This window comes from Bordetella sp. FB-8, assembly GCF_000382185.1.
GTDB lineage: Bacteria > Pseudomonadota > Gammaproteobacteria > Burkholderiales > Burkholderiaceae_B > Bordetella.
Window position 1 is genome coordinate 656,416 of sequence record NZ_KB907784.1, and the last position, 15,609, is coordinate 672,024.

13 protein-coding genes are annotated in these 15,609 nt (G+C 60.4%); 4 read left to right on the forward strand and 9 right to left on the reverse strand.

Features of this window, described 5'->3' with window-relative positions:
• Positions 1–9: 9 nt before the first annotated feature.
• The 4 genes from tal to H143_RS19870 all read left to right on the forward strand — a co-directional run bounded on the left by tal (position 10) and on the right by H143_RS19870 (position 5,783).
• Positions 10–1,110, forward strand: coding sequence for a transaldolase (gene tal / locus H143_RS0103170; RefSeq protein WP_019936779.1), 1,101 nt, complete (start codon positions 10–12; stop codon positions 1,108–1,110).
• Entirely contained in the window at positions 1,107–2,762 is a 1,656-nt protein-coding gene (pgi, locus tag H143_RS0103175; protein WP_019936780.1) for a glucose-6-phosphate isomerase, read from the forward strand. Before tal ends, pgi begins: the two co-directional genes overlap by 4 nt.
• 199 nt (positions 2,763–2,961) lie before the next feature.
• Positions 2,962–4,278 (forward strand): glucoamylase family protein, encoded by a 1,317-nt coding sequence (locus tag H143_RS0103180; protein WP_231378447.1) that lies wholly within the window; start codon positions 2,962–2,964, stop codon positions 4,276–4,278.
• Positions 4,275–5,783, forward strand: a complete 1,509-nt coding sequence (locus H143_RS19870; RefSeq protein WP_155803308.1) for a mercuric reductase — start codon at positions 4,275–4,277, stop codon at positions 5,781–5,783. The genes H143_RS0103180 and H143_RS19870 overlap by 4 nt, the downstream gene beginning before the upstream one ends.
• A 269-nt stretch (positions 5,784–6,052) precedes the next feature.
• Here the strand turns inward: H143_RS19870 and H143_RS22345 are convergent, their stop codons facing one another.
• The 9 genes from H143_RS22345 to H143_RS0103235 form a co-directional block, all read right to left on the reverse strand.
• Entirely contained in the window at positions 6,053–6,223 is a 171-nt protein-coding gene (locus H143_RS22345; RefSeq protein ID WP_155803309.1) for a hypothetical protein, read from the reverse strand.
• A gap of 403 nt (positions 6,224–6,626) precedes the next feature.
• Positions 6,627–8,429 (reverse strand): IlvD/Edd family dehydratase, encoded by a 1,803-nt coding sequence (locus H143_RS0103200; protein ID WP_019936785.1) that lies wholly within the window; start codon positions 8,427–8,429, stop codon positions 6,627–6,629.
• A 58-nt stretch (positions 8,430–8,487) separates the two neighbouring features.
• Positions 8,488–9,408 (reverse strand): dihydrodipicolinate synthase family protein, encoded by a 921-nt coding sequence (locus H143_RS0103205; protein WP_019936786.1) that lies wholly within the window; start codon positions 9,406–9,408, stop codon positions 8,488–8,490.
• A complete protein-coding gene (locus H143_RS0103210) occupies positions 9,405–10,163 on the reverse strand; it encodes an ATP-binding cassette domain-containing protein (protein ID WP_019936787.1) in 759 nt (252 codons plus the stop codon). Before H143_RS0103210 ends, H143_RS0103205 begins: the two co-directional genes overlap by 4 nt.
• A 1-nt stretch (position 10,164) precedes the next feature.
• On the reverse strand, positions 10,165–11,100 hold the full coding sequence (locus H143_RS0103215; RefSeq protein ID WP_019936788.1) for an ABC transporter permease: 936 nt from the start codon (positions 11,098–11,100) through the stop codon (positions 10,165–10,167).
• A gap of 83 nt (positions 11,101–11,183) precedes the next feature.
• Positions 11,184–12,281: a sugar ABC transporter substrate-binding protein gene (locus H143_RS0103220; RefSeq protein ID WP_019936789.1), complete on the reverse strand. Its 1,098-nt coding sequence runs from the start codon at positions 12,279–12,281 to the stop codon at positions 11,184–11,186.
• A gap of 300 nt (positions 12,282–12,581) precedes the next feature.
• Entirely contained in the window at positions 12,582–13,457 is an 876-nt protein-coding gene (locus H143_RS0103225) for an SMP-30/gluconolactonase/LRE family protein (protein ID WP_019936790.1), read from the reverse strand.
• 1 nt (position 13,458) lies between these two features.
• Entirely contained in the window at positions 13,459–14,232 is a 774-nt protein-coding gene (locus H143_RS0103230) for an SDR family NAD(P)-dependent oxidoreductase (protein ID WP_019936791.1), read from the reverse strand.
• Positions 14,233–14,358: 126 nt separating this feature from the next.
• Positions 14,359–15,432, reverse strand: a complete 1,074-nt coding sequence (locus H143_RS0103235) for a LysR substrate-binding domain-containing protein (RefSeq protein WP_019936792.1) — start codon at positions 15,430–15,432, stop codon at positions 14,359–14,361.
• Positions 15,433–15,609 lie beyond the last annotated feature (177 nt).

Below are 15,609 nucleotides of genomic sequence, written 5' to 3' on the forward strand. Positions count from 1 at the left end.
ACACATGCGATGAATCCCACCCAGGCACTTCACCAGCTTGGCCAGAGCCTCTGGCTGGACAACATCAGCCGCTCATTGCTGACAAGCGGCACACTCGCTCACTATATCGAGGACCTTTCAATAACGGGCTTGACGTCCAATCCGACCATCTTCGAGAAAGCCATTGCCGCTGGCGACAGTTACGACACTCGCATCCGTACGCTGGATGCAGCGGGCTTAACGGATGAGGATCTGTTCTTCGCGCTCGCGCTGGAAGACCTGACCCAGGCGGCCGACCTGTTCAAGCCCGCCTTCGATGCCTCCCGCGGCAAGGACGGCTGGGTGTCGCTTGAGGTCTCGCCCCTGATGGCCCACAACGCGGCACATACGATACGGGATGCGAACCGACTGCATGCCAAGGCCGGGCGCCCAAATCTTTTCATCAAGATCCCCGGCACAACCGAAGGCATCGAGGCGATCGAGGAGGTCATCTTTGACGGCATACCCGTCAATGTGACGCTGCTGTTCTCCGATGAGCACGTGCAGGCTGCGGCCGAAGCCTATATGCGCGGCATCGAACGCCGGCTGGCGGCAGGCCGGGATCCCACCGTAGCCTCGGTCGCATCCTTGTTCGTCAGCCGCTGGGACGTAGCGGTAAAGCAGACGCTTGCCCAGCCGCTGCACAACCGGCTGGGCATCGCCGTCGCGACGCGCGCTTACCAGAATGGCTGTCAAAGGCTGGACTCCGAGCGCTGGCAGCGCCTGGCCGCGGCCGGAGCGCGGCCCCAGCGCTTGCTGTTTGCCAGCACCGGCACGAAGGATCCGGCCGCTCCCGATACGCTGTATGTCGAAGCCCTTGAGGCGCCCCACACTGTCAACACCATGCCGCAAGACACCCTGCTGGCATTCGCGGACCATGGACGCGTTCACCAGACCCTGACAACGGACGCAGCCTGCGCCCAGGCCACGATCGAGGAATTCCAGCACGCGGGGGTAGACATCAGCGCGCTAGGCGCCCGCCTTCAACGTGAGGGAGTCGACGCGTTCGCCGAGTCTTGGCAGGCGCTTCTCGTGCGTATCCGGGACAAGCGCATGACCCTGGCATCAACCTCGCCGGCGCCGATGTCATGAACGCCGCCACGACGACGCAGCCCGCATGGCAGGCGCTTTTGACGCACTATCGCGACATCGGCAGCATGCATCTGCGAGAATTTTTCGCTGCGGATCCACAGCGCGGCGCGCGGCTGAACGTGCAAGCCGCGGGACTCTACCTGGACTACTCCAAGAACCGCATTGATGCCGACACCATTGGATTGCTGGCCGAGCTGGCGCGCGACTGCGGCCTGGAGCAACGGATCGCCGCCATGTTCCGGGGCGACCCGGTCAACACGACGGAGCGACGCGCGGCGCTGCACACGGCACTGCGCGCCCCGGCCGGCCGGCCGCTGTGGCGGGACGGCGTTGACATCGTGGCCCAAGTCCATGACCAACTGGACCGCATGGCGCACTTCAGCGAACAAATACGCGACGGCCACTGGCTAGGCCACACCAACCGCCGCATCCGGCACGTAATCAACATCGGTATCGGCGGCTCCGACCTAGGGCCGGTCATGGCCTACGAGGCCTTGCGGCACTATAGCCAGCGCGAGATCGATCTGCGCTTCGTATCGAACGTTGACGGGACTGCGCTGGCCGAAGCCACGCGCGGCCTGGACGCAGGCGAAACATTGTTCATCGTGTGCTCCAAGAGTTTCCGGACACGGGAGACCTTGTGCAACGCCCATGCCGCGCGCGCCTGGAGCCTGCGGCAACTGCACACCCCGAATTCAACTGCCCGGCATTTTGCCGCCGTCTCGGCCAATACCGAGGCGACGGCCGCTTTTGGGATCAACCCCGAGCAGACCTTTGCACTATGGGATTGGGTGGGCGGCCGCTATTCGCTTGCATCGGCCATTGGGCTGTCGACCATGATCGCGATCGGACCTGCGCATTTCCGGGACATGCTGGCGGGGATGCGGGCCATGGACGAACACTTCCTGCAAGAGCCGGTGGAACACAATATGCCCGCGCTGTTGGGATTGCTGGCGGTGTGGAACAACGACTTCCTGGGCGCCAGCACCCAGGCGGTGCTGCCTTACGAGCAATATCTGACTCGCCTGCCAGCTTATTTGCAGCAACTGACCATGGAGAGCAACGGCAAGCACGTCACGCGGGCGGGTCTGCCGGTGCGCGCGAATACCTCGCCCATCGTCTGGGGGGAGCCGGGTACCAATGGCCAGCATTCATTCTTCCAGCTCCTGCACCAAGGCACGCGTCAAGTGCCGTGCGACTTCATCGGCTTTGGACAGAGCCTCAATCCAAGCACCGCATCAGGCGATCAGCCCGACAACCCGCACGACCTGCTGATGGCTAATCTCTTTGCGCAGGCCCAAGCGCTGGCCTTTGGCAAGACCGCGGCCGAGTGGCGCGCCGAGGGCGTCGACGATGCGCTGGTCGCGCATCATGTCCTGCCGGGCAATCATCCCAGCAACACGATTCTCGCCAGGAAATTGACGCCGCATACGCTCGGCGCGCTGGTGGCAATGTACGAACATAGCGTCTTCACCCAAGGCGTCATTTGGGACATTGACTCCTTTGACCAATGGGGGGTTGAACTTGGCAAAGTGCTGGCCGACCAGACCGTCAAGGAACTGGCGGGTCCTGACCTGGCGGACACCCGCCACGACAGCTCCACCCGGACGCTGATCCGGCGCTATCGCCAGCTAAATGAGGTGCTGCCATGATCTCGCCCCAAAATAAAACGTCAAAAAAGTCCGGAATGAGTCTGCATATCGGCCCACTGGCCGGAAAGCCCGCGGTCTCGCATGCGCTCGTGCGTCGCAACCGGGAGATCGGTCCGGCGCGAGGCCACGCCGGCGGCATTATGGTCACGCCATCTCATAGCCCGCCGCACGACGGCAGCCTACTTCCGAGCGACTCGCCGTGAGCGCATTGCCAAGACCCGAACCCTGCGGTTGGGACGCGGCCGACGAAAGCCTGATCGAGACTTTGCAACGCGCCGCTTTTGACTACTTTGTCGCCTACGCCGAACCTATGCGCGGACTCGTGGCGGACACGTCGCGTCCTGACTCGCACACCAGTATCGCCGTGGTCGGCCTTGCTCTGTCGGCCTATCCCGTCGGGGTTGAACGCGGCTGGATGCCGCGCGAACAGGCCGTAAAGCGAAGCTTGGCGGCGCTGCGCTTTTTCATGAGTAGCGACCAGAGCGGAACACCCGACTCGACCGGCTGCCACGGGTTGTACTTCCACTTTCTACACATGGACAGCGGACGGCGCGCATGGCGCTCCGAACTGTCGCTCATCGACAGTGCATTGCTGATCGCCGGGATGCTAACCGCGGCGGCGTATTTCACCGCGCCAGATAAGGACGAGACCGAGGTGCGCGCCCTTGCGGACGCCCTGTACCGTCGCGTCAATTGGCGCTGGGCCCAGCCCGAGGGCGCTGCCGTCGCGCAAGGCTGGCGGCCGGAGAGCGGATTTCTGCACTATGGATGGCAGGGATACAGCGAAGCCTTTCTTATCTACGTGCTGGGACTCGGATCCCCCACCCATGCCCTGAGCCATAGCAGCTTCGAAGCCTGGACCCTGACCTATCAGTGGGAGAACCTGTATGGCGTCGACTACTTGTACGCCGGCCCCTTGTTCATCCATCAGTTCTCGCACGCCTGGATCGACTTTCGCGGCATCCGGGACCGCTTTATGCGCGATAAGCGCTGCGACTATTTTGAAAACAGCCGTCGGGCAATCCAGGTGCAACGCGAATACGCCAGCCGCAACCCACATAACTTCAACGGCTTGGACGAAGACCATTGGGGACTTTCCGCAGGCGATGGGCCAAGCTCGCCGCCACAAGCGGTCTGCGGGCGGCGCCAGACTTTCTATGGCTATGCCGCCCGAGGGGCGCCCTGGGGACCGGACGACGGCACTTTCTCACCAGCCGCCGTTCTGGCGTCTATCGTCTTTGCGCCCGAGGTGGTGCTTCGCGCGTTGCACAGGCGGATGAGCGACCTGAGCGTCTGCACGCGTGCAAGTGGCTCGAATGCGACGGTACGTACGCCGTTGGGCCACGACTGGGTTTCCGACTGCGAATTCGGACTTGATCAGGGCATGATCGTCCTGATGATCGAGAATTTTCGCTCGGGAATGATCTGGCGGCTATTGCGAGGCGTGCCTTGCGTGCGAACAGGTCTGCAACGTGCGGGCTTTCGGGGCGGCTGGCTGACCACGGCGCAGGCATGATGATCAACGCGCAACCGCCAGGCTGGCGCAACCCGCGCCCCCCCGCCAGATACCGATTCCTGGTGATAGGCGGCGGACCCGCCGGCTTGATGGCGGCGCGCACCGCGGCCGCAATGGGCGCGCGCGTGGCATTGATCGAAGCCCATCTTATCGGAGGCATCAGCGCCAACAACGGCTGCATACCATCCAAGACGCTCATCCGCACCGCACAAGCGTATGCCATGATGCGCGAGGCGCCACGCTATGGCGCACTCCGTCCTTGCGAAATTTCCGTCGATTTTCCTGCCGCAATGGTTCGCATGCGGCGCATCCGCGAACGGCTCGTCCGGATCGACTCTCCCGCAAAGTTGGCTGCCGCCGGCATCGACCTGTACTTTGGCCATGCACACTTCGTTGGCCCGGACTCGGTCGATGTCGACGGCATCAAACTGCGCTTTGGCAAGGCCCTGATCGCTACAGGCTCGCGCGCAATGCTGCCAGAAATCGAAGGGCTGGAGAAAGCCGGCTTCCTCAACAATGAAACAATCTTCGATCTGCAGGAGTTGCCGGCCAGCCTGCTTGTCGTCGGCGGCGGGCCGCTGGGGTGCGAACTCGCGCAAGCCTTCGCCCGCTTTGGCACCCGAACATTGATCTCGCACCGCGAACCGCTCTTTCTTCCGGCCGAGGAACGCGACGCCGCGCAAATGGTCTCGGATGCGCTCGCCCGCGATGGCGTGGAAATTCACCTGAACAGTCAGCCCACGCGAGTACGCGAACAAGACGGCCGCAAACATGTGGATCTATTGAACGAAGGCAACACCGCAACGACCGTGGTGGACCATATCCTGACCGGCATCGGCCGCCTGCCGGCCGTAGAGGGGCTCTGTCTTGCCGCAGCCGGAATTCAGTACGATGAGGTCACGGGAATTCATGTGGACGATTTTCTGCGTACCAGCAATTCACACGTATACGCCGCAGGCGACGTTTGCCTGAAGTTCCGGTTTACGAATACCGCTGAAGCGTCTGCCCGCATCGTGGTCCACAACGCGTTGCTCTTCGGGCGCCAGCGGCTAAGCGCTCTGACCGTGCCCTGGTGCACCCATACCGATCCGCAGGTCGCACACGTTGGGCTTTACGTAAAAGAAGCGAGAGAACGAAACATCCCCGTCAAAACCTTCACTGTGCCCATGCATGATGTCGACCGGGCAATCACCGACGGGGCCGAGGACGGGTTCGTGAAAATACACGTCCGGGAGGGAACGGACCAAATCCTCGGCGCGACTATTGTGGGCCGCGGCGCAGCGGAGATGATTAACGTCGTGTCACTGGCAATGGTTGCCGGAGTCGGCCTGTGCCGCCTTGCAAGTGTCATCCACGCGTATCCCACACAAGGCGAAGCCGTCCGGCAGGCAGCGCAAGCCTGCGCCGACACGTTAATGTCGCCCCTGCTTGTCGGGATTCGCAGGTGGTGGCTAAAAGCGCGCGATGCCCCACAGCGTGCGGCGCGATCCGGTCAAACATCCTAAACACCCACTGCCGCACCGGCCTTTCAACTGCAAAGACGGCTCGAGGCTGATCGCAGATGCCTACATGGCACCTACAGGAGACCAAAAGCAAATGGGCCAACCCCGAAGAGTTGGCCCAAGTGCTTGAAGTCATTTTCCGCCATTTTCCGCATCGATTTGCGGCAAATGGCGGCAAGGCTTCGGACGCCTCAGAAACGCCTGACCGTATTCTCGCGACCTACCGGCGAGTCCTGCAATCGACGCTGCATACAGCAGCACCCACTTCAATTTCACCATGTCGTCGCACGCGGCTGCTGGCTGCCCGTTTGCCTTTCCTGCTGCATGGCCTGTCGAGCGCGCTCCCGCGCTTTGCTTGGCGCACGGCGCAGCGCCGCCTCGGTACCTTGCTGAAGCGAACTGGTGATATTTTTCGCGTTAATGGTGGAGACTGTTTCGTTCACGGCATTTCCTCGCGGTGGCCCTGCTCCAGCAAGTTAGCGGAGTCCGCTTGTCGATGTATTGGGCGAAATTACGGGCAACGACCTCCTCGGCACGCGCCACCTGCCCATCAATGAGCCGTGGCCTTGCACGATGATGGCGATGAGCGAATTCAGTTTCGATTGACGCATATCCAGCCAAGTTTCGAGTTCACGCACTGTCTGGTCATGGCTGCGGAGGTACTCCACTTCGGAAACCAAGTCTTCCTCTACGCAAAGCTTGCAGCACTGGAGCACGAATTCGCAAATCTCAGTGGCGCCAAAGTAGGCGTAGAGCCACAGTGGCTGGGGTAACGTCACACGCAGAGTGGCGCTGTCGCTGTCCAACTGGTATGTTGAGGCGCATTTAAAACTGACCAGACAGCTTTCAGTGGCTGTCGCGAGGAATACCCTGAGTCTGCGCTATTTTCTGATAGGCGACAGCGGGTTCCAACACTGCGCCTGTATCCATTTGCCCGATGATCCCGCGCTGGATTTCCTGCCAGGGTGTTTGATGGGCCGGATACGCGTAGCCGCCGGCTGCCTCCAGCGCCTTGCGGCGTGCCGCCAACTCTTCGTCCGAAATCAGCATGTCGGCGCGACCCTTCCGCAAATCGATGCGCACGCGATCTCCCGTGCGCAACAAGGCTAGCCCGCCCCCCACCGCGGCTTCGGGCGAAGCATTGAGAATAGAAGGCGATCCCGAGGTTCCCGACTGACGGCCATCGCCCACACAGGGCAGCTCTTTGATGCCCGATTTGATCAGGTAGTCCGGCGCGCGCATATTCACGACTTCGGCCGTTCCCGGATAACCGATAGGGCCGGCGCCGCGCATGAACAAGATACAGTCGGCATCTATCTTCAATGCTGGATCGTCGATACGCGCGTGATACTCCTCAGGCCCGTCGAAAACAATCGCGCGCCCTTCAAAAGCATCCGGATCATCAGGATTGGAAAGATAGCGGGCGTGGAACGCATCTGAAATAACGCTCGCCTTCATGATGGCGGAGGTAAAGAGGTTGCCGCGCAAAACACGAAATCCCGCCTTGGGCTTCAAAGGCTGCTCGAAAGGCCGAATCACTTCCCGGCTCATGATCTCGGCGTCTCGGCAATTCTCGCCCAGGGTGCGGCCGTTCGCCGTCAGCGCCGCTTCATGAATCAAGCCATGCCGCATCAACTGATTCACGACTGCCGGCACACCGCCGGCGTGATAGTAATCCTCGCCCAGATATTCACCTGCGGGCTGCAGATTAACGAGCAACGGAATATCTTCTCCATAGGTCTGCCAATCGTCGACGGAAAGCTCGACGCCGATATGGCGGGCCAGCGCGTTCAGATGTATCGGCGCATTGGTGGAACCGCCGATGGCGGAGTTCACCCGAACCGCGTTGATGAAGGCTTCCCGGGTAAGGATGTCGGAGGGCTTCAAGTCCTCCTTGACCATTTCGACGATGCGCAGGCCGGTCAGATAGGCCATCTCCTGCCGGTCCCTGTAAGGGGCCGGAATCGCAGCCGAGCCGGGCAATTGCATGCCAAGCACCTCGGCCAGGGAATTCATCGTCGTTGCCGTGCCCATGGTGTTGCAATAGCCTGTGGACGGGGCGGAGGACGCAACGAGTTTGATGAAGCCCGCTTCGTCGATTTCCTGCTTGGCCAGCAATTCCCGCGCTTTCCAGACGATGGTGCCCGAGCCGGTACGCTCGCCTCGGAACCAGCCATTCAACATCGGACCGACGGACAGGGCAATGGCCGGGATATTCACCGTCGCCGCGGCCATCAGGCAGGCGGGCGTCGTTTTGTCACAACCGATCGTCAACACCACGCCATCGAGCGGATATCCATACAACAATTCTACGAGTCCCAGATAGGCGAGGTTCCGATCCAACCCGGGCGCTGGCCGCTTGCCGGTTTCCTGGATGGGATGCACGGGAAATTCCAGCGCAACGCCGCCCGCCTCGTAAATGCCCTCCCTGATTCGCTTGGCCAACTCGAGATGATGCCGGTTGCAGGGAGAAAGATCAGAGCCCGTTTGTGCAATGCCGATAATGGGTCGGCCATCTTGCAGCTCTTTTTGGCTGATACCGAAATTCATGTAACGCTCGATATGCAGCGCCGTCATATCGGGATTCGATCCATTGTCGAACCAGGCGCGAGACCGTAGCGTCGGCTTGGAGAGAGGCTTGGTGGTCATGATGTTTTTTAGCTCGTTAAAAATGCAGGACAGCGCGATGGCGGATTCACCCCGGATATCAACGCCCCCAGCGCAGAACCAGTGGATCCAGGAGCCGCGCCAGTTCAATCAGTCCGGCACGGGTATCCGGGTGCACAGGCTGCAGTGGATGACGCACGGTTTCATGCCGGATCACGCCACCTTCTTTCATCAGAATTTTGCAGGTCGCAAGCCCGCATTGCCGATTCTCGAAATTGATCAGTGGCAGCCAGCGCGCATAAGCCTGCAGCGCCGCGGCGCGGTTGCCGGCAAAATAGGCATCGACAATCTGGCGAATCCCGTCGGGATAAGCTCCGCCGGTCATCGCTCCCGTGGCCCCGGCATCGAGATCGGCCATCAGCGTGATCGCCTCTTCACCATCCCAGGGGCCGATGACGGCCTCGCCGCCGGCCTCGATCAGAGCGCGCAGTTTGGCTGCCGCCTGAGGCACTTCGATCTTGAAATAGGCGAGGTTCTCGATCTCTCTGGCCATTGTTGAAAGAAGGGATACGGATAGCGGCGTCCCGGCCACCGGCGCATCCTGGACCATGATCGGGATCGAGATGGCATCGGAAACCGCCCGATAAAATTGCGCAATCGCGTGTTCCGAAACGCGGAAGGTCGCGCCGTGATAAGGCGGCATGACCATCACCATCGCAGCGCCCAGTTCCTGAGCCCGGCGAGAACGCTCAGCACAGACTGCGCTGCTGAAATGGCTGGTGGTGACTATGACCGGTACGCGTCCGGCCACATGTTCCAGCACCGTCTCCATGACCTGATCGCGCTCTGCGTCGGTCAGTACGAATTGTTCGGAAAAGTTGGCCAGTATGCAGATACCGTGCGATCCCGCATCGATCATGAAATCGATTGCGCGTCTTTGTCCGTCCAGGTCCAAGGCGCCGGTCTCGTCGAATATGGTGGGGGCGACGGGAAACACCCCTTTGTAGTGCGGCGCCGTCATTGTGCAGCGGCGCGATATTCGCGCTTGACGACGTCGAGCAGCTCGAGCACCGACGTATCGGCCGACCGTCCCTCATAGGTGCAGGTACCGCGTTGAACCATCATGACGTGATCGGCGACATCCAAGGTCTGCGCGTAGTTGTGCGCAATCATGATCATCGAAACATCTCCCCGCGCCTTGAGCCGCTCGATCAATGCAATGATCATGCTCGCTTCTCGCGCGCCCATCGCTGCCAGCGGTTCATCGAGCAGAAGCACGCGCGCATTCGATGAAACGGCGCGCGCGATGGCGATGGCCTGGCGCTGTCCGCCCGATAGCATGCCCACTTCCTCGTCCACCGACGGCACCGTCACGCCGATATCCTCCAACGCAGCCTCGGCGCGTTTACGCATGGCCTTATGGTCGAGAAACGGCGTGCAACCGTGGCGAAGTTCGCGATTGAGGAACATATTGTGATAAACGGAGAGGGTGTTTACCAGCGCAAGATCCTGGTAGACACACTCGATGCCGAACAAGCGCGCGTGGTCCACCGACGTGAACGAAACAGGTTGGCCATTGATGAAAAGCCCGCCGGTCGTCGGCGCGTGATAGCCCGACAATATCTTCATCAAAGTTGATTTTCCCGCGCCGTTGTCGCCGAGAATGCCCAGCATTTCGCCCGGCTTGAGCTTCAGAGAAATTCCATGCAGCGCTTGTATGCGTCCGAACCGCTTGGTGACGTCGCGCGCTTCCAGAGCATAGGTGGTGTCGTTCATTTCAGCTGCGGCTCCGGCGGCGCCAGGCCGCAAATTGAACGTTGGAAATCATGGTCACGAGGATCGCCGCGCCCGTGATGATGTCGAAAGTGAAGGCGTTGACACCGAGCAGCGTGAAACCGTCTTGCAAAATGCCAAGCACCGCGGCGCCGATCAGACCACCAAGAATCGTGCCGGATCCACCCATCAGCGAAGTGCCGCCGATCACGGCGGAGGCGATGGCAAGAAACATCACATTGGCTCCGCCCGCGTTCGGATCGATCGATGTAATGTGAAAGGCATTGAGAATGCCCGCGAAACCGGCAAGCGTGCTGCACAACATGAAATTGCCGATCTTGACGCGACGGATATGGATGCCGGCCTCCGCCGAACCGCTGGGGTTACCGCCCACCGCCACGGTATGCAGACCCCAGCGCGTATGGCGAAGCACCACATGCATGACCATCGCGATTCCGAACGCCCACAGTATTTCGCTATATCCCCAGCCACCGAGCACGTTGCCAACGATGTCCGTAGGCGTGTTGATCGGAAAGCCATTGCTGATCGTCAATGTGAGTCCGTTGAACAACAGCATGGCGCCCAAGGTGGTGATGAATGAGGGCACGCCCAGGCGCACGGTAATGAAGCCAATGCAAAAACCCAGCAGCGATACGATCAGCAGCGCGACGATGACACCGAAGATCACCGGCAGCCCCGCCAAAATGGCGTAATGCATGATGAAGGGCGTCAGTGCAAATATCTGTCCGCTGGACAGATCCACTTCGCCCGAGATGAGAAGCATGATCTCCCCGCAGGCAATCAGGGTCCAGGGCGCGAAGAACTGGCTTACCGTCTGCATGTTTGCATCGGTAAAGAAAGCGGGCGTCATGACCTGGAAGATAATGACCAAGGCGACGCCGACCAGCAGGACGCTTGTCTCGGGCTTGCGCAATAGCAAAGGTAGACTTCTGGAGAAAACTTTCACGTTGTTCCATCCAAATATGAAGGCACCGGCATCCGCGGATGCCGGTCGACCCAGGATCAGCCGACAATCGGACCCGAGCGCGGTACGATCTGCGCCTTGGAACCGTTGCCCTCATAGCGTGTGGACGTCTTGAGATAGGGGTCCACCGTCGTCTTGGTCACGAACTTCAAACCGGTATTGATATCGGCCGGGCCGGTCAAACCTCCCGAAGCCAGGTACATGACCATTTCCATCACCGTGTAGAACCCTTGCAGATAAGGTTGCTGGTCGATGGTGAAGTCCAGCACGGAGGAATGGATGTATTCCAGCGTGCGCGGGACAAGATCGAATCCGCCACCATGGATGCCCTTCTGGGTCAGGTGGAATTCCTGCATCGTCTGGCCAACGCACTGCGTGGAGCCTGCGTCAACCGCGAACATGCCCTTGACGTCTTGATGGCCAAGGTAATAGGCCTTGATCTTGGGTAGCTCCACGTCGATCGTGGCGCCCGTTGCAATGGCATCGTACGTAATCGGCTTGCCTGAGGCTTTGATCGCGGCAATGGCGCCGTCGATACGAGGCTGTATGTTCAACTGACCCGGCGTGGCGATGAATAGTGCGACATGGCCGCTGCCGACCAGTTCGACGATCTTTTCCCCCATGTGATAGCCCGATTTGTAGAGATCCTGGCCGATATAGGCCAGTCGCTTGTTTCCGCTTGCGGCAGGGGCGTCGGCGTTGTAGGAGAAAACCGGAATGCCCGCCTTCAAGGCCGCCTCGGTGGGGCCGTTAAAGGCATTGGGATCGACGATGGCCACGCCGATGGCGTCGGCCTGGCCTGCGATGGCCGCATTCATCGCATTGACCATTTCCCCGACCACGGCGGTCTCCGAACCCGTCCATTGATAGTCGCATCCGAACAGGGTGCACGCATCCTGGATGCCGTATCGTGTCGCGACAAAAAACGGATTGGTCGTGACGTGGTTCACGAAAACCAGTTTCCAACGTTTGTGGGCAGGCAATACGGTGGCAGCCGTCTCGGCGGCCATGGCTGCTGCGGGCGCGCCGGCCATGGCCGCCACGCCTGCAGCAGCGGTCAACAGCGCGGGCCCTCCTTGCATCAGCAGACGGCGTTTGACGCTTTGCAAACCCTGCGGATCTTCCTTCTTTTCCATGATGCGATGTCTCCTGAGATTTTTATTAATAGTCCTGCTCTTGCCTCACTGCATCTTACGTATCGGTCGATATAAATCAAATGCTTAATATCGACGAATCAATACCAATTCTGCTATCCATTCTTTTCATGTGAATGAGGGCCTGTTAACGCGAAAAGGAGCCGCGCATGAGCCTCCCCAAACGGGCCTGGCAAGGCGCCAAGCGCAGGCGTAGCGGGACGACGGCGAGCATCGGCAACGCAGCCAGGCGCGCTTTGAGATGCTCGCCCTTCGGGCTGGCTGGCAATCGCGCGGCAGGCCCTAACCGGAGAAAGCCGGACACGGCATCCCTTTGACGCCGGGTATCACCGAAAACAAACTTCCTGCCAGAGGTTCCTGCATGCGCTGCGCTGCGCTCAACCCGATTGCAGCGCTGGTGATAAACAAAGTGTCCAGTTGCTCGCCGCCAAAGCAGCAGCTGGTGACTTGGGATACCGGCAAGGACACGGCGCAGTCGAAGATGCCGTCGGCGGTGAACCGGCTGACCCGCCCGCCGCCCCAGTGGGCGACCCACAGTCCGCCCTTGGCATCCACGGTCATGCCGTCGGGGAAACCATCCGCTTGCGCAAAGCGGATAAAAGACTGGCGCGGCCCCAGCGTGCCGTCGGCGTGACGAACATGACGATAGATCGTGCGCGCGGCGGAATCGGTGTGATAGAGATATCGTCCGTCCGGCGCGATAGCCGGACCGTTGGCGACGGTGTAGCCTGTATCGACGCGTTCGACGGAGAAATCAGGCAACAATCGATACAAGCTGCCGCTGGGCGCAATTTCGCTATCGTCCATGGTTCCGAACCAGATCGTGCCATTGGCGTCTGTCTTCGCATCATTGAGGCGATTGCCAGGCAGTTCAGGCTCGATCCGGACACGCGATGTAAAGCACAGCTGCGGCTCCACTTGCAAAATGCCGATCTCGCTCGAGAGGCCTGCAATCCAGCCGTTCGAACGCCGAGGCAGCACCCATGCCAACCTGTCATGCAGCACCCATCGCCGCACCGCCTCCTCGCCGGGGATATAGCGGTTCAGCCGCCTGCCCTTGATATCAACCCAATAAAGCACCTGCTCGCGCACATGCCAGACAGGGCCTTCACCGAGCAGGGCGCCCGCCGGATCGCAAAGGCGGACGGCGGCGCCCATGTCAGATCCAGCCGCCATCGACTATGAACTCCTGCGCCGTACAAGCCGCGCTATCGTCAGCTGCAAGAAAGAGGGCCATGGCAGCGAGATGATCGGGCATTACCCAGTCGGAAATGCACTGCTGGCCGGCACGTTCGGCGTCGGCTTCGGGCGTCACCCAAAGCGTCTTCTGGCGTTCGGTTAGAACCCAACCCGGAATGATGGTGTTGACGCGGACCTTGTAAGGTCCGAGATCGCGTGCCAGGCCGCGTGTCAACCCGTGGACTGCCGCTTTCGCTGCAGTGTAGGCAGGCATGCCCCCCTGGCCTTTCTTCCAGGAGACGGAACCAAAATTGATGATGCAGCCGGCTCGACGAGCCTTCATCGCCGGCGCGACCGCCTGGGCCGTAAAGAATTGCGGCCTCAGATTGATCGCCATCCGGTCGTCCCAGAACTCCGGTGTCACGTCTTCGATCTTGTGGCGCTGGTCATTGGCGGCGTTGTTGACGAGCACGTCGATATCGCCAAGCTGCGCCTGCGTCTGAGCGATGCTCTCGCGCAAAGCGGCGATGTCACGAATGTCGCAAGAGAAGAACAAGGGTTCGCGTCCAGTCTCTTTGCCGATCTGCTCGACCAGAGCAAGGCTTGCTTCTTGCGCAATATCGACGAAGGCGACCTTCGCGCCCTGCGCAGCAAAGCCGGCTGTCAGCGAGGCGCCGATACCGGTTCCCCCACCGGTGATGTAGACAACGCGGTCCTTCAGGCTGGGATAAGACGCCGTCAGAATTTTGCTCATTACCTCTCCTTTTTATGGCGTTTCAAGCCATTTACGCCGTTGCGGCGCCGTTCGAATTTTTTACTCTGCTCGCGCATTTTCGGTACATATGCGGACATCGCCGCACATGCCGCTCGCCCATGCGATTCAAGCCGATGAAGGCAGCGACCGGAAATCGGTCTGGAATTTTTTCGGATGTCGGCGTTTAGCCAGTCTAAGGATGGCCTCGCGCATCACCTGGGCTCCGGGTGAAAGGGGGCGATCCGAGGCAGTCAGCAACCCATACGGCTGAAGGACCATGCGTTCGGAAAATGGCAGCATGCACAAGCGGTTCGTACCGGTCATGAGTTTCGCGACATTCCATTCCAGCGACGTGATGGCATCGGACTGGTTGACCATGATGAGCGACATGATCGCCGAGGTAGAGTTGACGATGGACGCGGGCATCGGCACACCTGCGGCCAGATACACCTGTTCTATTTTCTGCCGCAGCGGCGTGCCACGGGGCTGCAGAACCCATGGCCATTGCGCCAGCTCGGCCAAACCCACGGTTGTCTTGCCGGCCAAGGGATGCGTCTCGCGGCAAAGCAGGTAAAGCTCCTCGCCCCATAGTTCCTGGTATGTGAATTGCCTAGGATCGAGATCAGAGGGTATGCGCGCCAGCGCGAAATCGATCTCGCCTTCCAGCAGTTTGGGCGCCAGCACATCGCTGATTTCGTGTTCGACGGTGATGTGAAGTCCTGGGTGTTGCGCGCGCACCTCCTCGATCGCATCTACGAGCAGCTCGATCATCGGCGCCATTACCGTACCGATGGTGACCATGCCAGTCTGGCCTTGGGTAAAAGCATTTATCTCCGTGGCCGCCTGGGTCAATGTGCGCAGCGCCATGCCGGCGTTACGGATGAGAATTTCGCCCTGTACCGTGGGTATCAATCCACGCGGCTGTCGCTCGAAAAGCGGTTGGCCGAAGATGGCTTCGACTTCGGAAAGCAGCCTCGATGCGGCTGGCTGGGATATGTTCATCCGCTCTGCCGCGCGGTGCAGATTGCGCTGTTCGTCGATGATCAAAAGCAATTGCAAATGGCGCAATTTCAGCCGCGAACGCAAAAACCAATCCACTTTCAGGCCATGCGGCATGGCCTTGATTTCCTCCCCGGCGCCCGGGGAAGACTTGCTTTTATCGAGGGAGCCCGGGTTGAGGATGGACGTTTCATCACGCATGCTTTGCCTCTACCTCTCTACGTATCGGTCGCGCCAGTTCAACCGAACGTGCATCGTGGACAAAGACAATGGAACGTGCTGGGCACCGCCGATTGAACGGACCATCATGTGTGTGTCTCCTGACCGGTCGGTTTGAATGTGCCAGCTTGATGTGCCATCCCGTCGCATTCGCAGTGC

Coding starts and splice junctions, on each gene's coding strand:
- tal (WP_019936779.1), top strand. CDS start 10: ATGAATCCCACCCAGGCACTTCACCAGCTTGGCCAGAGCCTCTGGCTG.
- pgi (WP_019936780.1), top strand. CDS start 1,107: ATGAACGCCGCCACGACGACGCAGCCCGCATGGCAGGCGCTTTTGACG.
- H143_RS19870 (WP_155803308.1), top strand. CDS start 4,275: ATGATGATCAACGCGCAACCGCCAGGCTGGCGCAACCCGCGCCCCCCC.
- H143_RS0103200 (WP_019936785.1), bottom strand. CDS start 8,429: ATGACCACCAAGCCTCTCTCCAAGCCGACGCTACGGTCTCGCGCCTGG.
- H143_RS0103205 (WP_019936786.1), bottom strand. CDS start 9,408: ATGACGGCGCCGCACTACAAAGGGGTGTTTCCCGTCGCCCCCACCATA.
- H143_RS0103210 (WP_019936787.1), bottom strand. CDS start 10,163: ATGAACGACACCACCTATGCTCTGGAAGCGCGCGACGTCACCAAGCGG.
- H143_RS0103220 (WP_019936789.1), bottom strand. CDS start 12,281: ATGGAAAAGAAGGAAGATCCGCAGGGTTTGCAAAGCGTCAAACGCCGT.
- H143_RS0103225 (WP_019936790.1), bottom strand. CDS start 13,457: ATGGGCGCCGCCGTCCGCCTTTGCGATCCGGCGGGCGCCCTGCTCGGT.
- H143_RS0103230 (WP_019936791.1), bottom strand. CDS start 14,232: ATGAGCAAAATTCTGACGGCGTCTTATCCCAGCCTGAAGGACCGCGTT.
- H143_RS0103235 (WP_019936792.1), bottom strand. CDS start 15,432: ATGCGTGATGAAACGTCCATCCTCAACCCGGGCTCCCTCGATAAAAGC.